This window comes from Chitinophagales bacterium, assembly GCA_017303415.1.
Lineage (GTDB): Bacteria > Bacteroidota > Bacteroidia > Chitinophagales > Chitinophagaceae > SpSt-398.
The window spans coordinates 1,922,475-1,940,818 of record JAFLBJ010000001.1 but is presented as its reverse complement, the minus strand read 5'-3'; the positions used below and the strand labels follow the sequence as shown (position 1 = coordinate 1,940,818).

Sequence of the window (18,344 nt, the reverse complement as noted above, 5' to 3'; positions counted from 1 at the left end):
CTGCGATTTTTTTAGAATTCGGCCACCATAATCAGGTTACCCCTTAGAGCCGGTCTGTTTACCAATAAAGTGCGAAGCAAAAAATTCCTGACCGGTTTCTTTTTATTTAATGGATAATAGGTGGCAAATTCATGATACAAAGGTTTGAAACCTGACCGGATCAAAATCTTCTGCATGGTAAAAGGAGTGAACCAATAGCGATGGTCGGTATTGATCTTCTCTGTATTTTTCCCAATGGCCTGGTAAAAATTAGATACCGAAAGGGCATTCGGTACGGTAATAACGATCTCCCTGACAAAGGGGGCATATTTCTGCCGAATCTCTGTCAGAAATTCAACCGGGTTATCGATATGCTCTACGATTTCTCCTAAGATCATACAATCCCACAGGTCTGATTTGATCTCCTCCGGTACCGGATCTTTAACGATATCCAGGGTCAGGATATTTACAAATCCAAGTTCTTTGCGAATGTATTCCACCGCTTCCGGCAGGATATCGATCCCAATTTGCTTTTGGGCCACCTGATCGATCCGTTTGTGCAACCAGGTGTTGTTTTGCACCTTCTCTAATATGATAGGTATATGGTCCGCACATCCCATATGGATTACCTTCTTTCCTTCTGCATAACGCACCAGGAATTCGATCCGGGAAAAAAGTTTCTGTTTCTCCGCGATGCGCACCCGTAGACCGTTGTCAAATTTTTCGCCCGCTAAATAGGGCTTTACAGCATTGTCAATGACCACCATGTGATATTTTTGAATTAAGCCACGCCGGCAATTCGGTTCTTCAATAGATGGAATTTCTCCGCCAGCATCACTTCATGCCGATGAATATCATTGACCAGGCTTTGAAATACATCATTGACGGGATAGATCTCCGGTGTCTTAACAGAAGGTTGCCCGGCCTGATATACTTTATCAATGATCTCTACCACTTTTAAACCCTCCAGGGCATTCGTGGTAATGGAATCCTTTCCTTTCAACACATTAACCACGTTCTGAATGATATAGTGATGATTGGCGGCTGATCCTTTATAGGCACCATAATCATTTGCCGGATTGGTGGGGGCTAGTTCGGGCATTTGATATCCCCTTACATGACAGTATTCCACTTCATTCATGTATTGCCCGCCCACCTTGATGCTTCCATTCTCGGCTATAATGGTCATACTGCTCTCCAGGTTCTTGTCCCAAACTGAGGTAGTAAAATTCAATGCCCCCATTCCCCCATTCAGGAATTGGAAGTTGACCATGCCACTGTCTTCAAAGTCGGTCAGGTGGCCATGGTTATTGGAGGTGAATCGGGACTGTACATCTTTGATATCCCCGAACAACCAGAACATGATATCAATGAAATGCGAGAATTGTGTGTAAAGTGTGCCTCCATCCATTTTGCCGCAACCATGCCAACTCTCCGGCGTGTAATACCGTTCGTCACGATTCCAGAAACAATTAATCTGTACCATGAAAATCTTACCAAGTACACCACTTTCTACCAATTCCTTAAGCCAGATCGAAGGTGGAGAATACCGGTTTTGCATGACTGAAAATACCTGGCGGTCCATCTTTAAGGCTTTGAACAATATTTTCTCCGCGTCATTCCGGTTCAGGGCAATGGGCTTCTCAATCACGACATGCTTTCCCTGGGAAAGGGCGCGTAAGGCCTGGCTGGCATGCAAACCATTGGGGGTGGCGATGGTGACCACATCGATCTCCTCCCCGGCATATTCGAGCATCTCCTCCAGGTTCTCATAAAATGGAACATGGTCATAGGCCGATAGTTTTAATTCCGACCGGGGTTTGATATCGGCCATCGCTACCAATTCAGCCTCCGGATTACGGGTGATCATTTCGGCATGCCGCTTTCCGATATGGCCGCAGCCTGCTACGGCAAATCGGATTTTTTCCCTTTCCTGTTTCATTGCAAAGCGTTTGATTGTTTTACGGAATTATTTTCAAGCAGGTAGGCCAATCCGGACTCCGGACAAACAGCCTTTCCTTGCGAATCGAATTTCAGTTTGTGTCCATGCTCACTCATCCAACCGGTTTGTCTCGCCGGGTTTCCCACCATAAGCGCGTAAGCAGGCACCGTCTTAGTAACCACCGCACCGGCCCCAATAAAGGCGAACCGGCCAATGGTAATGCCACACACGATCGTGGCATTCGCTCCAATTGTTGCCCCCTTTTGTACCAGGGTGGTCTTGTACTCACTTTTCCGGTTCACGGCACTACGGGGATTGATCACATTGGTAAACACCATGGAAGGGCCCAGGAACACATCATCTTCACAGATCACTCCGGTATAGATCGACACATTGTTCTGTACTTTTACATTCCTGCCTAACATCACTCCCGGAGATACCACTACATTTTGCCCAAAACTGCAACCATCCCCTATTTCACAACCGGGCATGATATGGCAGAAATGCCAAATTTTAACCCCGTCACCGATCCGGCAGCCTTCATCAATTACAGCCGTTGGATGCGCGTAATAATTACTTTCCATGGTACGCTCGTATGATTTGGATAGGTGAATGACGGTGGCCATATCAGTTTCGATTTAATCCTAAAATGAACTGACCGTTATAAGAACTTTCCGTTCCGTCATTCCCGTTCCTGTCGGTAAAGGAAATAGATGAACGCTTTATTCGAATGGTTTGGAATTTATGATTGGCTTCAGCGCTCAGGTTGATCTTCCCTTTTTTAAAATCCCAGTCAGACAAACCCGTATTGGGATCATTTACGACCTGGATATCAGCATCCGGTAGCAATTGCTGCACCAGGTTTGCTGCGGCGGATCCCGGAATTCCAGGGGAAATATCTCTGATCCGAACACCATATTTCTTATTCCTGGCCAGGGTAATATAGTCGCTTAGGCCACAGGCATTGAAATCTAACGCACTATATACCGTAACGAAAGAGGAGGATGCCGGCGGCAGGTTGGGGTTCGCGTTCGGGGTAAAGGTGAAAATTTGTAAACGCATTCTGGACAATAGTCTCCCGACATACCCGGTATTCGGGTTACTGATCATATCGTTGGTACTAAAAAAGAACCTGACTCTTATGCTGTCATTTGTTGGTAAGGGCACTTCAGTGGCATCGCCAACAGTTTTGTCAATGAAAAGGGGGTCGGTACCCGGACAGGTTTGAAAAAGTAAAAAATCATTGGCATTGCGAAATTTGATCCGACTATTATAGAGGAGTGAATTTCCGTTTGTAGTTTTTGTCAGTTTCACACGAAACTGGGCCGAATCCTGGAACGAAGTCCAGTTCTTGCTTAAAAATACATCATACACTTCATTGTCTGTATAGTATACCTGGGTATTGGCCAGGTTATCTTCTCCGATACTTACGGTGGAATAAACAGCCGTATCGGGGTGGTAAACGGTGAGTTTAACTTTCATGAAATTCCCCTGGTCCACAGCATCTCCTTTTTGGCAAGCCAAAGCAGTCACGAGGATCAGCAGGAGGTAAAGACTATTACGCAAAACAGGTTTCATCGAACTAAAGCTTTTAAAGAAGGGCCGGGCGGAAACCCGGCCCCTGAATTATTGCAAAGCGATTGTTACCATATATCCATTGTATCCTAAATAAGAACTACTATAGTGGGTCGAAATTTACCCATGCACCGGCGCTACCAGCAATCCAGTTGTTAGGAGTAACCCATACACCATTCACACGGATGGGAGAACCTGGCCCGAGCGCTCCGATATAGGGAACATTCAGGAAGTTGGTTGTCAAACCGGCAAAGTTTGCAGGGAATACACCAGGAGCCAGCGGACCAGCGGCATTGTATACCAGAGCAGAGCTCTTGTACGTAGCGTGGCTGGCGGGGTTAAAGTTGTTTACCCAGTTGGCTGGAGCTGCACCGACAACAGAAACGTTGTTCAGACCTACAGGGCCGGCAACAGGAACGTTAGGTGTACCACCCACTGTTGTACCAGTGAATAAGAAATCGGCGGCTACACCGTTGGTGGCGTTGCTGCGATAGAAAGCAGGCGCCTGAGTTGTACCAGTGATACGAGTATCTTCGAAAGTAGTACCGGCAGTAGGATAAGCCATCACGATGCTGTTACGCATACGGAGGTCAGTACCTCTTCTGAAACGAGCACCACGGAAGATACCAGCCAAACCTGGACGACCAACGATAGTCAGGTTAGACAGCTCAGGACGGGTTGTGGGAGTTGCAGTGAAAGGAGCAGAACCTTCGTTGTCGCACTCGATACCATTGGCATCAGCGTAAACAAGAGCAGGGTTGCGTACAGAAACACCGAACTGGAAGTTACCACGATATCCAAAGTCAAAGTCGAACGCGTCGTCGTTCTGTGAGTTTGCGATCAGGTATTTGGGGTTAACAAGACCACCAAAGAACTCAAACGCATCGTCAGCGCCATTGCTGGCCATAACAAAGCGGAGTGTGGTTTTGTTACCGCAACCACCCAAAGTAAGGCTGTTCAACTCATTGGTAGGAGCAATAGCGGCACCAGCGAACTCGATACGGGCATACACCAGTACACCAGCACTGTGAGCAGCATTTGCACCGCCATAGGTAGGATCAACACCAACAGGAACGTTAGAAACGTTGATACCTTCGATTACCTGAGTAGTGGGTTTGTTAGTTGGGGCATCACCCAGCATCACGATTCCACCCCAGTCACCAGGAAGGCGGGTAGTACGGCCCCCAGGTAAGCTGTCGAGGTGAGAAGTAAAGATAACAGGGTTGGCTTCAGTACCTTTGGCAGAGATCTTACCCGTTTTGGTTATGATCAGGGCAGAAGCAAAGTTGGGGTCAGCTTTGTACACACCTTCGAGGCGGGTACCAGCAGGAATGGTCAGCGTACCGCCAGTTACATACACTTTTCCATTGAGCACATACAGGGTGTCAGCAGACAGCGTACGGTTAGCAGAAATGATCTGGGGCAGGAATACAGTGTCCACAATGGCAGTGGTAGAGGCGTTCAGGGACAGATCAAGCTCAGAAGCTTCGTTCCTGGATACGTCTTTCTTACAGGCCGTCAGGGTCAATGCAGCTGCGCCAAAAAGAATGAGCGCTTTTTTCATTTTTGTTTTTTTTTAATTAATTAAGAATTACACAAGTGATATATGGAAACAAGAAAAGAACTTCAAAATTCATGCGCCTGATTGGTTCAGGCAGTTATCAGACTGTTACCAAATAAATCTTAAAACTTATAGTTCAGGGAAAAGGAAATTCCCGTCCCTCTGTTGGTCCTTCTGCGCAGATAATCCTCTGACGCTTTGTAATCCAATTTATTATTGGGGTCTGGTGTGCCCGAAATCCGGTTGCTCCCGGCATCAGCGATATTGGAGTATAATATATAGGGGTCGTTCAGGATGTCATTAAAATTCAATTTCAACTCCAGTTTCTTCTTGAGCATCCGCACAAAGAACTGCAGATCGATCACATTACGTGAAAACTCATAGATATCCTGGTAATCGCGGTCTCCCTGGAAGAGAAGGCGGCGGCCAAACCGGTTATAGGTAATATTTGCCCCCACTTTTTCCCCATCATACAGTAGTCCACCGTTGATGGAATACGGTGACAAGCCTTGCAACGGTCTTTCCCTGACCTCGGCATTGGCTGATCCGGAAAATTTGGGATCGAGCTTAACCTCCGATTTCATATAAGAAAAATTTCCACTTACATAGAATCTCTTCCACCATTTAGATGATTTACGGATAAAGGAAAGTGATTTGCGAAAATCCATTTCCACGCCCAGGTTGGTTGAAGATAACAGGTTGACAGGCGTTACCTGAAAATTGTCGGACCCCAAATCTCTCAGGTTGCTCTCAATGGGATCTTCGAACTTCTTATAAAATACCGTCACACTAAACACTTCTCCAGGCGTAGGGAACAACTCAAACCGAAGGTCATAGTTTGAAATCAGGCTGTTCCGAAGGGAATCATTACCGACTACATCGTTAAATGTTGTGAAGTCAAAATAGCCGATCTTGACAGCGTCCCTGAAATCCGGCCGCGCGGTCGTTTGTGAATAGGCAAGCCGGATATTCGAAAGTTTGGACAGTTTATACACCAGATTGGCAGATGGGAAAAACCGATCCTGAAGAATATTGTTTGTTTTAACGGACTTCGGATTATTAGTGGCAGAGTCCCGTTCAAGTACCTGATCAATTTTTATAGCGTTGTCCTCATACCGAACACCTGCGATCAATCTGACTTTCTCCGTAAGATTCAGGTCGCCCAGGAAGAAATAACTTTTATTGATCTGTGAACCCGAATAAAAATCCGCTGAAACACTTTGTCCTCCGGCAGACTGAATCGTAGAAGAAATCGGGGTATAGGTTACAAAACCATCGAGGATATTCTGAGGGGTCATTATCTGATCCAGGGTTTTACCAAAAAACTTCACATCCCTGATATCTGTCACATTCGGCCCGGGAGGAATCAGGTAACGCAAAAAAGAATAGTAATAATCTACTTCCCGGTTGGAATACAAATAACCAACCTTGATGGTTTGTTTCTGTTTAAATAATTGAAAGGGCACGGACAGGTCTAACCCAAGATTGTATCTGGTCTCCTCATATTTGGAGGCACTAACGCCTCCACGGGAGGGAAATTTATCTGTATAATCATAAGAAGGGGTCGAAGTCCCCACACTATACCGTGAAGATGTACGTCCATCTTCCAGGTTCCTGCTCACCTGTGCCAGATCCCCATACCATTTCAGCCGAAGCTTTTTTCCGGTAAAAATATGCTCCCCTTCTATCCGGTTTTGTAACAGGTCTACGGTAGTAAGATAGGAACTATAGGCATCGAGGAATTCGGCATTGATATTTGATCCTGAAAAAACATTGTTCTCGTGTGTCAGCTTTCGGGTATATATACTACGAAAGGTGAGTTTATTGGTTCCAAAACTATAACCCAGCGATGCCAAGGCACTGATATCGGTGGTAAACGTATAATTCTTACCAAAGGTGGAATCATTATTCCCATTCAACTGGCGGATCTCCTGTTCAATACTCTGCGCATTGCGGTAAGAACCGGCTAACAAAAAGCCCAAAGAAGATTTGTTCTTAAACCTTTTTCTCAACCCAGCACTGAATTGGTAATTCTGAGTGGGTGCAGCAATATATTGTTGATAGGCCCAGTTATTGGGAATCCTGGCAGTCATCGCCCTCAATGCTTGTGGATCATTGGATGCGAGCTTCAGGTAAATATTGGGGTTCCATTTGCTGAAATACCATTTTCGGTCGGAAGGAATGACGGAAAAAAATTCTTTTCGGTCAATGGGCGTACTGATAAAAGCCCGGCCGGTACTGATGGAATTATAGCCGGTACCAATGGTAATGGAATACGAATTCTTGTCCGGAATCTCCTTGGTGGTAACTTGTACAATGCCACCGGAGAAATCAGCCGGCAGATCAGGGGTAGCCGTTTTGGTGACGATGATATTGTCTATGACACTGGAAGGGATAAGGTCAAATGAAAAGTTCTTCTTGTTGGCTTCTGTACTGGGGAGTTGCGAACCATTAAGCAAGGTAGTATTGTACCGCTCCCCCATCCCACGGACCACGACAAATTTATTGTCCACCACTGTTACCCCATTCATTCGTTTGATGGCGTCGCCGACAGTTACATCAGGCGTACGGCGAATCTGCTCAATGCTCATCACATCCGAAACAGCGCTGTTATTCTTTTGAATGGCTAAAACAGCACCCACTGATTCACGGCTGGGTCTTCTTTGGGATGTGACCACTACTGCTTCACTGGTCTTGAAAGCCAGACTGACCGGATGCCTGACCACTTCTCCTTTCACCACCACAAGGCCTGTATCATTTTTGGTCTCATAACTGGCATAACTTACCGTAACCGAATATATACCCGGCTCCAGGTCAAACTCTGCTTCACCATTTACATCGGTAGATTTTGGATTGATTCCCACCACATTCAGCGTTACGGTGGCACTCGACAGTTTCTCATTATTCTCATTGCGTACTACCAATATCAGCCTTCCTTTAGAACCCAGCTTTTGGGCTGATAATGAGATAGGAAAAGAAGCACAAAACAGGATACAGACTACCAGGCAGGGTATTAGGCCTGCTCGATAATTATTCATACCTTTGGTCTTTAATTAATTATTAATTACGCAACGGGGTGTCATGTCCATGACGCCCTTTTATTATTTATGCAGGTCTTTGTGAGGATGTGGATCTGATTTTGGATCAGGAGCTCAAAGGTGGTGATTTAAAACCGAACCAAGGTTAACGCATCTTTAACTAATCGTTAATCCCTATATTCTCCTTCTGTCTCCTTTAAAATTTTTCTCCCCCGATTAAAAAGATATCACTGCCTGAAACTTTTCGCTTCTTCTTTCTTCTATTGAACTGTATCTTATCTGCGTGGACTGCAACGACATGCGCCACTCATCGGCCTGCAAACGAAAGCTCTCTCCGCTCACCTGATGGGTGCCATAAATTCGAAACAAGGCTTCCTTTAACATCGATTCATTCACATCACCCAAATTCCGAAGTGGTAGAGTAGCATACTCTGCCACCGGATACAACGGATCGATTCCATCCGGGTAATTTCCCTGTTGGTTTGCATTTTGTATCCGAAAAACCATGGGGTATAACTGCCAATACACCTGTTTTGGTTGCCGCAGATCCTTTATAAGTACACCCGCCTTATCCTTTCCCCTTGTTTTCTCCCCTATCTGAACTACTGTTATATACGGTTTCAGGTTATTCACCAACATCTCAGCGGCCGAGGCCGAGTGGTTTCCGGTCAACAGGAATATCCGGTTCAATGTCAGGGCCTGACTATGCAGTTGATCAAAGCTTCGGCGATATGCATTTCCCGAGCTGAGCACTGCTTTATCAAAACTTTGTTTATTCAACCCTAACTTGCTGTTTCCTGCATAATAGGAAAATGTTTCGGTAGCGTTGATATTCTTTAACAACATAGCACTGATCTTGGCTGCTGTTGCTACACTGCCACCCGGATTGTAGCGAAGATCGATGATCAATTCCTGTACATTCTTTACCCGAAAACTATCCAGTGCATCCAATACATCCCTGTCAAAAGTTTCCGTGAACTGATTATAGAACAAATAACCAGTAACAATATTATTATGCCTGAATACCTTTCTTACAAATACCGGTCTTTCTTCATAATAGGCAGAGCTCATGGTTTTTACCACACCTTCCGCCCAGACTCCCGTGGTATTCGTTAACATCGTAACCTTGAGCGGACTGCTTTGCTGTAAGGCTGTAATAATCTGAGCTTTGTTTTGGTCAGAAATAGGTTGGCTATTGACTTTGGAAAAATAATCACCACGCTTTAACCCGGCATTGGCTGCCGGGCTCCCCGGGGCCACCAGCGAAACAACGCCAACCAGGCTTGTGGAAGAATAGGAAGGGATACTAACCAACAGGTATTGAAACCCAAAGGACTCATAGGTACTCTTTTCCGGGCCAATACTTCCTCCATTCGTGATCCAGGAAAATTCGTCGGTTGTATTCAAAAGTCGGCGGTAGAAATCAGGCGTAGTTTCTGATAGAGAAGGGAAAGTACCATAATCATCGCTCCACAAATAATATTTTATCATGCTATCCAGTACCCACCGGTTGATTTTTTGGAGGGAGTCTGTGGGTTGAGGGAGCACCAGGTCAATGCCCCCCTCCTTCTTACAGGAAGCGAACAGGGCTAAAGCTACAACTACTATGAGTAGGCTAATTGCTTTGGGGGTTTGCATTCGCATCGCTTGGCAAGATGTCGCAAATAATGCTCCGCACCTTCATCTACCGGGTTAACCTATTATTAAGAGATCATTACCAGAAATCCCGGAATCCTATATTGAGTTCACACTGAGTTAACATTAAACACCAATTTTTGTAAAAAAAAATGCGTGTCCTGATCGTTTGTAGCGGAAATAAGGGGAAGATCAATCCTTTTATTACTGAGCAAGTCAACGCCTTAACGAAGAAAGGCATCGCTTTTGACTATTTCTTAATCAAAGGCCATGGATTCAGCGGGTATCTGTCCAAATTGCGCGCTTTGCGAAAAAAGATAACCGAAAATTCATATGACCTTATTCATGCCCATTATGGGTTGTCGGGGCTATTGGCCATTCTCCAGAAAAAACTTCCGGTGGTGATCACGTTTCATGGAAGTGATGTCATGAAAGGTAAAGTCTTGTTCTTATCCAGACTTGCGGCTCATCGGGCGGCACATAATATTGTTGTCGAAGGAAGTTTTGGCCAACGTTTACGCACACAAAATTTTTCAACCATTCCCTGTGGCATTGACCTCACCACCTTCTATGAGGTCAATCCCATACGGGCCAGGCAATTGTTGGGCCTGTTACCTGATCAGCCATTGGTACTTTTCACCTCGGCCTTTGACAATCCGGTAAAAAATTACCCGCTTGCCAAGGAGGCCATTCAATGCACTACGCAGCAACCAAATTTGGTTGAACTTAAAAACTATACCCGTCAGGAAGTGAACCTTTTGATGAACGCCTGCAATCTATTACTGATGACCTCTTTTAGTGAAGGAAGTCCCCAGGTGGTAAAGGAAGCTGTGGCTTGCCGTCTTCCGGTTGTATCTACTCCGGTTGGGGATGTGGCTAAACTGGCGGAAAGAATAAAGGGAATCCATATTGTACCATACGACGCAAAAAAAATAGCGCTGGCCATCGATCATATTCTGGAACAGGGAGTTCGTCTAAAAGAAAATGAGGTGATACAGGAATACGACAATGAGAAGGTAGCAGACCGGATCAAGACCGTTTATTTATCCATTATAAAAAATGCCAGTTGAAGGATTTCACCCTGGATGTATATGAGCAATTGATCCTGTGCATTAAAAGGTCAGGGTATACAATTATTCCTTATCGGGATTGGCCTTTTCATTCTGATACGGATAAAAGAGTATTGTTGCTTCGTCATGATGTGGATGACTACCCTACCCGGGCCCTTGAGATGGCTGAACTGGAATGCCGAATGGGAATATATAGTTCATACTACTTCCGATTTACAAAGGAAGTGTTTCAGGAAAACCTGTTGCGGAGTATTTACCGTTGTGGTCATGAGATCGGATATCATTATGAAACATTTAGCCTGGAGAAGGGAGACCGGGAGAAAGCCCTTTATAAGTTTGTCAAGGCCATGGAGCGATTCAGGGAAATTTGTCCGGTTCAGACCATTTCTCCCCATGGAAGCCCACTTTCCTCGTACGACAACCGAGACCAATGGATAGATAAGGAATACAAGTCCTGGGGTATACAAGCCGATGTAACCTTAGATACTGACTTCAATCAAATCCTTTACCTCACAGATACCGGAAGAAGCTGGAACTCTCCATTTAACCGGCGTGATCGCGTAGAAGAAGGTTTAAGCCTGGATATTCGAACAACCAGCGAATTAATGGCGGGATTTGAAACCGGGGTTTTACCCAACAAAATAATGATCAATGTACATCCCCAACGTTGGACAAATAGCGTTTTGACCTGGCACCGGGAGAAGTGGGTACAACAACAGAAAAACTGGATCAAATATGTATTCTTCCAACGAAATGACCGTGATCCAAAACAAGAATGACTGGGAAATCTCCTTGGACCCGGATCCAGTTAAATGGGAAGCATTTATTGAGACATTCCCCGGTGCTGCAATTTTTCAGTCGCGCGACATGCGTGATCTTCTAAATGCCATTCCTGGCAATAAGGCTGGTTCGATTGCTTTACTCGAAAGGGGTGCTATAAAAGGTATTTTGGTGTATAGTATCCTCAAGGAAAAGGGATGGAAAGGTGCATTCTCCAAGCGGTGTATTGTGCATGGAGGGCCCTTGGTCAGCGAAAATGACCAGGGCGTACTCGACCAGCTGATCCGTCAACTGGTGGAACTTGCTTTGTCAGAAAAAGCAATCTATACTGAGATCCGAAATAACTGGCCACTAATCCCCGACCCAAAAACCCTGAGTAAACAGGGATTTGTTTACAAACCACATTTAAACATACTAATTGACCTCACGCAGGAGGAAAAGAACCTTATCCACCAAATGCATCCCAAGCGTGCTGCCAATATCCGAAGAGCCCGGAAAAAAGAAGTCAATGTTCGGCAAATAGTGAGCGAGGAAGAATGGGTCTCCGGCTATAATTTGATACAGAAAACTTATCGCAGAGTTAACCTTCCTGCAGCAGGTCCTGAATTATTTTTGAACCTGAGAAAACAGATACCAGACAAATCGAAACTTTTTGCTGCCTTTCTGGGTAAACAAATGATCGCTGCCCGGTTTTATTTGCTCTCTGGCGATATACTCTATGACTGGTATGCGGGAAGTGATGAGAAGTATCACCGTTATCAACCCAATGACCTCCTTCCGTGGGAAGTGATGAAATGGGCGAAAAGAAATGGGTTTAGCACCTATGATTTTGGCGGTGCAGGACGACCCGGGATTGATTACGGAGTTCGGACCTACAAAGAACGATTTGGCGGCCGACTTGTAGAGCCCGGCCGGTTTCAGTTGGTACATCGTACGTTTTTATTCAAACTGGGACAATGGGGAATCCGATTTTATAAATTTATTCGAATGATATGAAGATACTGGTTGATATCGGACATCCTGCCCACGTGCATTACTTCAAATATGCCATACGTGCTCTTGAAAAAAAAGGGCATGAATTCCTGATCACTACCAGGGATAAAGAGGTAACACTGGATCTGCTGCACCGCTATGAATTCCCCTTTGTATGTACCGGAAAAAATAAAAAAGGAACCTTCAATAAATTCCTGACGATGGTCCGTAACGATAAAGCGATCTATCAGGAAGCCCGTCGGTTTCAACCTGACCTGTTGTTTAGCTTCTTTAGCCCTTTTGCGGCCCATGTTGGCGCGTTGATACGCAAGCCGGTGATTGGATTCACCGACACGGAATTTGCCAAATTCAGTATACGTTTGACACTGCCTTTTACTGACCACGTTTTTACCCCATCTACATTTGAAACTGACTTTGGGCCAAAACAGATCAGGTTCAAGGGGCATATGGAAAGCTTCTACCTGCATCCAAATTACTTTCAACCGGATGACAGAATCTGGATGGAACTGGGTATGGAGAAAGGCGAACCATTCTCGGTAATGCGGTTTGTTTCCTTTAATGCCGGTCATGATGCCGGAGAAACAGGAATCTCAGAAAAAGCAAAAATTGAGATCGCTAATCTCTTATCCAATAAATCCCGTTTGTTTATCTCCTCTGAAGACGGGTTACCCAGGGAATTCGAACCTTACCGCATCCGGGTGACCCCTGATAAGTTTCACAGCCTGCTTTCCTTTGCGCAACTGTATGTCGGTGAGGGGATCACCACGGCATCGGAATCTGCCTTATTGGGTGTTCCCAGCGTGCTGGTGAATACCCTTACTACCGGCTACATTAAAGAGCATGAAAAAAATCAATTGGTTTTTCGGTATGAAAATGCTGCCGCAGCCCTGGAAAAGATAAAGGAACTTTCTTCCGGCAAGACCGATCAAAGCCTATTCAAGGAAAGAGCCGCCAAAGCCGCTCAAAACCATATTGATTGTACCGCATTCCTCGTATGGGTACTTGATGAATTTCCCAAAAGCCTGGAGATACTTCACCGTGACCCCTCCTTTCAGGACCGGTTTCTTCCTCAACCCAGACTATCCCCGGTACTGGAGCCTGTTAACAAATAATGAACTTCTTTTTAATAAATCTTAAACTTACCGTTATCAATTGAAAGGTTAGACGCAAACCTGATAATGTGTACTATTTTTCCTCTCTCTTTATTAACAAGAGATGAATTCTTTACCAATTACATGGACACCGGGAAAATGGGATATGAAAAGATTGGTGCGGAAATTTCCGTTGAAGCAGACCATTTCTCCGGAGAAAGGTGGCATTTACTGCGACGTGCATTGTTATCGGTGACCCGACATGAATTTAACTCCTTCTCAGACCTGAATGATGCAGCTGTCTTGGAGCAATTACTTTCCCCTGACTCTTATACTCCCAAGTTGCCGTTGAAAGATTATAATTCGGTCAACTGTCAATTTCCTGATTCAGAAATTGGATATGGAGAAACCTGGGTGAATGACTGGAATCCTGACTCAGAGGTCAACCAAAAACGGCTGCAAAGTCTTTCCAGATGGTTTATTGGCTCCTTGTTTACCCAACACAAAAGTCTGTACCCGCGACTTTTGCTATTTTGGCATCAATATTTTCCCATCCACCTGCCTGGCTTGTCTTCCGCCCGGGAAGGGTTTGACTATTTTGAGATCCTGAGAAAAAATTGCCAGGGTTCATTTGCTGAACTTGTTTCAAGTGTTCTCCTCCATAGTCCATTCCTGAACACCTTGCGTAATGGGGGGAAGATGAAGCAACAGGACAGCCATCATTTTGCGCGACAGGTATTATCTCAATATTTGTTTGGAGCCGATTGCCGAACATTGGTTAGCAGAGAGGACCTTTCCCGTTTCTCCCACCTTCTTCACCAATGGAATACATCGGAAGGGAAACGAACGGATAGTCAGGAGATTGAATTAAAAACCTGGATCCATCAGTTTTGCGGGATGGAGAAATCCGTTGAAAACCTCTCTCAGCGTTTGTTCCGGGAATTTATTTATCATAAAACAGAAAATGCATTAGCCGAAAAGACGATCAACGGCCTCATGAATAAATGGTATGCTTCTGAGGGCAATATTTCCATGCTCATCAAGCATCTTTTCCAAAGTCCTGCCTTCCGGGATCCAGGATATCGCGGCGTATTGGTTCGTTCGCCCATTGAATTCCTGTTTACCGCCATTCGTCAATTACATCTGGTAGAACCTGATGAAAATACCCGCGGAATCAAGTACTATGACCTTTGGAACTGGATCGCGCAGAAGCTTCATTCCGTTGAATACACGCCCGGATATCCACCACTTAATACTGGTTGGCCCTCCTTTTTGGTGGCACCCTATCATCAGCATTGGTCTACCCCCGCCATGCAATATGACCGGTCAGCCACGATGCGTGAATTATTTCATGAAGGGATCTGCTTTAATATGGATATTCGAAAACCCAGTTGGGAGAAGGAATTAGACCGTCATCTACCTGAATCCTTTGAGGAATTTTTATTTCAAATATCCACCGAGGTTTTGTCAAGGCCGTTGGAAAAATCCTTGATACCCGACCTCAGTCGTCATTTAATGAACCGTCATCAATTGGATAACCGCAAATGGAAATTACTCATCCAAAAGGATCCTTCCGGAGACTACGTGGAAATACAAAAGAGGTTATTGACGGATACCATGAATTTTCTTTTCTCCTTACCCGAGTATCAACTTCATTAAGCAGTGATGATCGAAGTCCCCTCCTCAATAGAGGCGATATAATGACCCAATTCCCTACCGGTAGCTCTTTCATAAGCTGGCTTCAACCGCCCGATCAATATGGGTATATGTTCTTCCTTCACCAGGTTGATGGTACACCCTCCAAACCCTCCGCCCATCATCCGGGCACCTGCTACCTGCGGGTCGGTCCTGACCTGGTCAACCAAAAAATCAAGTTCGGGGCAACTGACCCCATAATCTTTACTCAAGCCTTCATGGGTTCGAAACATCAATTGTCCTGCTGCCGCCAGGTCGCCCTTCGATAAGGAAGCACATACCCCAAGCAACCGTTCATTTTCTTCGACCACATACCGGCAACGGCGAAAAGTGAGAGAACTGGTATCCAAACATTCTTCCAGCATAGACAGGCTGATATCCCGGAGACTATGGACTTGCGGATAATTTTTCCTCACCCTTTCCACGCCTCTTTCACACTCCAGGCGACGGTCGTTGTATTCGCTCCCCGCCAGAGAATGTTTGACATGGGTATCCAGCAACAATATTTTGTACCCGGGCAATTGAAGAGGTATGGTCGTATATTCCAGACTTCGGCAATCGAGCCGGAGGCAATGGTCTTTTTTCCCAAACATGCTTGCAAACTGATCCATGATCCCGCATTTCACGCCTGCATATTCGTGTTCCGCTTTCTGGGCCATTTTGACCAACTGCATGCGGTCAAACCCGGTTTGCCAGAGCTCATTCAGGGCAAAAGCCGTGGCACATTCCACCGCGGCGGAAGAAGACAACCCGGCACCAATGGGGACATCACTGCTCAGTATCAGGTTGAACCCACGGACAGGAATGCCCGCCTGTTTGAATTGGGCGACAACCCCGAGGATATAATTGGGCCAGGAAAGGGTGGCCAATGGTTTCAGGTCTTTCAGCTTCATGGAAAAATGCTGATCCAGGTCCCGGGCAAAAAGCCGGATCTCCTCGTCCTGTCGGGCAGACACAGCTACCCAGGCGGCCTTGTCAATCGCCGCAGGGAGCACAAACCCTTCATTGTAATCGGTGTGTTCGCCAATGATATTCACGCGACCGGGTGAACGGACCACGAGCGGTTCCGCTTCAAAAAGTTCCCGGAATAAGGGGGCCAGTTTCATGAGCGGAAGGTACAACAGCGTTGGCAAATTTCCCCCTGACCAATATCGTGGAAAAACCCTCAAAACAGGGTATTAACTCATTGTCCAAAATTCAAATTTTATGTATTGGCTATTTAGATTTGTAACATGTCAATCATTCGTTTTCCCATCCGTTTTGAAGGCTCTCTTGGTGAGCGAATTCTGTATGCCTTATTTGATTCCGGGGCCTCCTATTCTGGCATTCACCCCGATCTGGCTAGTGAACTAGGTCATGTGGAAAAGCTCCCCAGGCCCATGATTTTTGCGACTGCGAGTGCCGGTCATTTTTTGGAGGTGACTGAAAGAATTTGTTGCGAATTTTACCTGGACGAATTGCGATTGAGTGATGAATTCCTGGTCATCCCCGACTTAAGTGAAGAGGTGATCATTGGCGTCAACACCCTCCAGAAGTGGAAGATCAAATTGGATTTTGAAGTGGAAAGACCAATCATTGAAGCGCGTATTGCCAAAATGATCCTGAACCCCCGATTATGAGTGTCTGAGCAAATAATCCCGGAATCCTTCATACACAGGTTCAAGTAACCCGGCCTGCTTTTCTTTATTAGCCAGGGCCTTTATAGAGTCGGGCCAGGGGATAGTTTTTTTAATCGCCTTTTCAACTTCATCAGGAAATTTTACCGGGTGGGCTGTTTCTAAAAAGACACCAGGATTTGTTGGATATGAAGGATTGAAATTCTGACTCAAAGTTGATCCAATTTTACCATGCTCCCGACAGTATGCTTCCAGGGCGAGGAAACCAACAGCCCCATGTGGATCTGCCATATATCCATATTCCTGATACAATCTTTCCATAGCTTTCCGGGTTTGATCATCGGTGAACCGGTAACTGCTTAAGATATCTTTTAATGGTTCAGTTTCCTGATCAAACAATTCCATGATCCGGATAAAATTACTCGGGTCGCCTACATCCATCGCATTTGAAATAGTGGGCACCGCCGTTTTGGGTTGATATGCCCCGTCCTGGAGAAACCGGGTGACCACATCATTCTCATTGCAGGCTGCAATAAAATGTTTTACCGGCAACCCGGACTGATGCGCCAACATCCCGGCACATATATTTCCGAAATTGCCACTGGGTACAGAAATAATGGGAGGGGTATCTTTTTTTGCCCATTGCCTCCAGATACTGAAATAATAAAATTGCTGGGGAAGCCAGCGGGCAACATTGATCGAATTGGCGGAAGTAAGAAAAAGGCTTTTCTTCAACTCTGTATCGGCAAAAGCTTTTTTTACGAGTGCCTGGCAATCATCAAAATTTCCGTTTACTTCCAGCGCCCTTATGTTCTTGCCGAGGGTGGTCAATTGTTTTTCCTGCACCGGGCTCACTTTCCCCGAAGGATAAAGGATCACCACCTCAACACCAGGGACCTCATAAAAGCCATCTGCTACCGCTCCTCCAGTATCACCTGAAGTAGCCACGAGGACGGTCACTTTCTCTGATCTTTCTTTGGAAAAATAGCCAAGACAACGACTCATAAACCTGGCACCAACGTCTTTAAAAGCCAATGTAGGTCCATGAAAAAGTTCAAGGGTATATACATCCTCACTCAGTTTCACCAATGGAATGGGAAAGGAAAGGGTCTCTTCCACGATCCGGTATAATTCAGCATCAGGAATACTATCCCCGGCATAAGGACGGATCACCTGAAAGGCAGTCTCGATATCCGACCGCTTTTCAATGGAGGTAAAAAAATCCTTTTCAAAAACTGGAATATGTTCCGGAAAATATAACCCCTTATCCGGTGCCTGCCCTGCAATGGTGGCTTCACGAAAAGAAACGGGATTTGATTTTTTATTTAAACTATAAAATTGCATGAGGCTTTGTCTTTAAAAATAAACC

15 protein-coding genes are annotated in these 18,344 nt (G+C 45.4%); 6 read left to right on the top strand and 9 right to left on the bottom strand.

All coding sequences use genetic code 11. From position 1 onward, the window contains the following. Nucleotides 1-11 precede the first annotated feature (11 nt). The 7 genes from J0M30_08435 to J0M30_08405 form a co-directional block, all read right to left on the bottom strand. Complete coding sequence (locus tag J0M30_08435; GenBank protein ID MBN8667519.1) at nucleotides 12-746, bottom strand: methyltransferase domain-containing protein; 735 nt, start codon at nucleotides 744-746, stop codon at nucleotides 12-14. Nucleotides 747-760: 14 nt separating this feature from the next. After that, complete coding sequence (locus tag J0M30_08430) at nucleotides 761-1,921, bottom strand: Gfo/Idh/MocA family oxidoreductase (GenBank protein ID MBN8667518.1); 1,161 nt, start codon at nucleotides 1,919-1,921, stop codon at nucleotides 761-763. Next, entirely contained in the window at nucleotides 1,918-2,505 is a 588-nt protein-coding gene (locus J0M30_08425) for an N-acetyltransferase (GenBank protein ID MBN8667517.1), read from the bottom strand. The genes J0M30_08430 and J0M30_08425 overlap by 4 nt, the downstream gene beginning before the upstream one ends. A 43-nt stretch (nucleotides 2,506-2,548) precedes the next feature. After that, on the bottom strand, nucleotides 2,549-3,499 hold the full coding sequence (locus tag J0M30_08420) for a hypothetical protein (GenBank protein ID MBN8667516.1): 951 nt from the start codon (nucleotides 3,497-3,499) through the stop codon (nucleotides 2,549-2,551). Between the two features lie 100 nt (nucleotides 3,500-3,599). Then, a complete protein-coding gene (locus tag J0M30_08415; GenBank protein ID MBN8667515.1) occupies nucleotides 3,600-5,060 on the bottom strand; it encodes a hypothetical protein in 1,461 nt (486 codons plus the stop codon). Between the two features lie 119 nt (nucleotides 5,061-5,179). After that, complete coding sequence (locus tag J0M30_08410) at nucleotides 5,180-8,095, bottom strand: TonB-dependent receptor plug domain-containing protein (GenBank protein ID MBN8667514.1); 2,916 nt, start codon at nucleotides 8,093-8,095, stop codon at nucleotides 5,180-5,182. 216 nt (nucleotides 8,096-8,311) lie between these two features. Further along, nucleotides 8,312-9,739, bottom strand: a complete 1,428-nt coding sequence (locus J0M30_08405; GenBank protein MBN8667513.1) for a PDZ domain-containing protein — start codon at nucleotides 9,737-9,739, stop codon at nucleotides 8,312-8,314. Between the two features lie 143 nt (nucleotides 9,740-9,882). Here J0M30_08405 and J0M30_08400 point away from each other — a divergent pair, with 143 nt between their 5' ends. From J0M30_08400 to J0M30_08380, 5 genes are all read left to right on the top strand, one after another. Beyond that, nucleotides 9,883-10,800, top strand: a complete 918-nt coding sequence (locus J0M30_08400; protein ID MBN8667512.1) for a glycosyltransferase — start codon at nucleotides 9,883-9,885, stop codon at nucleotides 10,798-10,800. Beyond that, complete coding sequence (locus J0M30_08395) at nucleotides 10,797-11,579, top strand: hypothetical protein (GenBank protein MBN8667511.1); 783 nt, start codon at nucleotides 10,797-10,799, stop codon at nucleotides 11,577-11,579. Before J0M30_08400 ends, J0M30_08395 begins: the two co-directional genes overlap by 4 nt. Continuing rightward, nucleotides 11,536-12,576: a peptidoglycan bridge formation glycyltransferase FemA/FemB family protein gene (locus J0M30_08390; GenBank protein ID MBN8667510.1), complete on the top strand. Its 1,041-nt coding sequence runs from the start codon at nucleotides 11,536-11,538 to the stop codon at nucleotides 12,574-12,576. The genes J0M30_08395 and J0M30_08390 overlap by 44 nt, the downstream gene beginning before the upstream one ends. Further along, entirely contained in the window at nucleotides 12,573-13,685 is a 1,113-nt protein-coding gene (locus J0M30_08385) for a DUF354 domain-containing protein (GenBank protein MBN8667509.1), read from the top strand. Before J0M30_08390 ends, J0M30_08385 begins: the two co-directional genes overlap by 4 nt. A gap of 123 nt (nucleotides 13,686-13,808) precedes the next feature. Continuing rightward, the gene (locus J0M30_08380) at nucleotides 13,809-15,323 is read left to right on the top strand and encodes a DUF1800 family protein (GenBank protein MBN8667508.1); all 1,515 of its coding nucleotides are present in this window, start codon (nucleotides 13,809-13,811) and stop codon (nucleotides 15,321-15,323) included. Here the strand turns inward: J0M30_08380 and galK are convergent. After that, on the bottom strand, nucleotides 15,320-16,465 hold the full coding sequence (gene galK, locus J0M30_08375; protein MBN8667507.1) for a galactokinase: 1,146 nt from the start codon (nucleotides 16,463-16,465) through the stop codon (nucleotides 15,320-15,322). The genes J0M30_08380 and galK overlap by 4 nt on opposite strands. A gap of 126 nt (nucleotides 16,466-16,591) precedes the next feature. Between galK and J0M30_08370 the strand changes: the two genes are divergently transcribed. Continuing rightward, the gene (locus J0M30_08370; GenBank protein ID MBN8667506.1) at nucleotides 16,592-16,978 is read left to right on the top strand and encodes a retroviral-like aspartic protease; all 387 of its coding nucleotides are present in this window, start codon (nucleotides 16,592-16,594) and stop codon (nucleotides 16,976-16,978) included. Here the strand turns inward: J0M30_08370 and thrC are convergent. Next, entirely contained in the window at nucleotides 16,973-18,319 is a 1,347-nt protein-coding gene (gene thrC / locus J0M30_08365) for a threonine synthase (protein MBN8667505.1), read from the bottom strand. The two genes, J0M30_08370 and thrC, sit on opposite strands and share 6 nt — an antisense overlap. Nucleotides 18,320-18,344 lie beyond the last annotated feature (25 nt).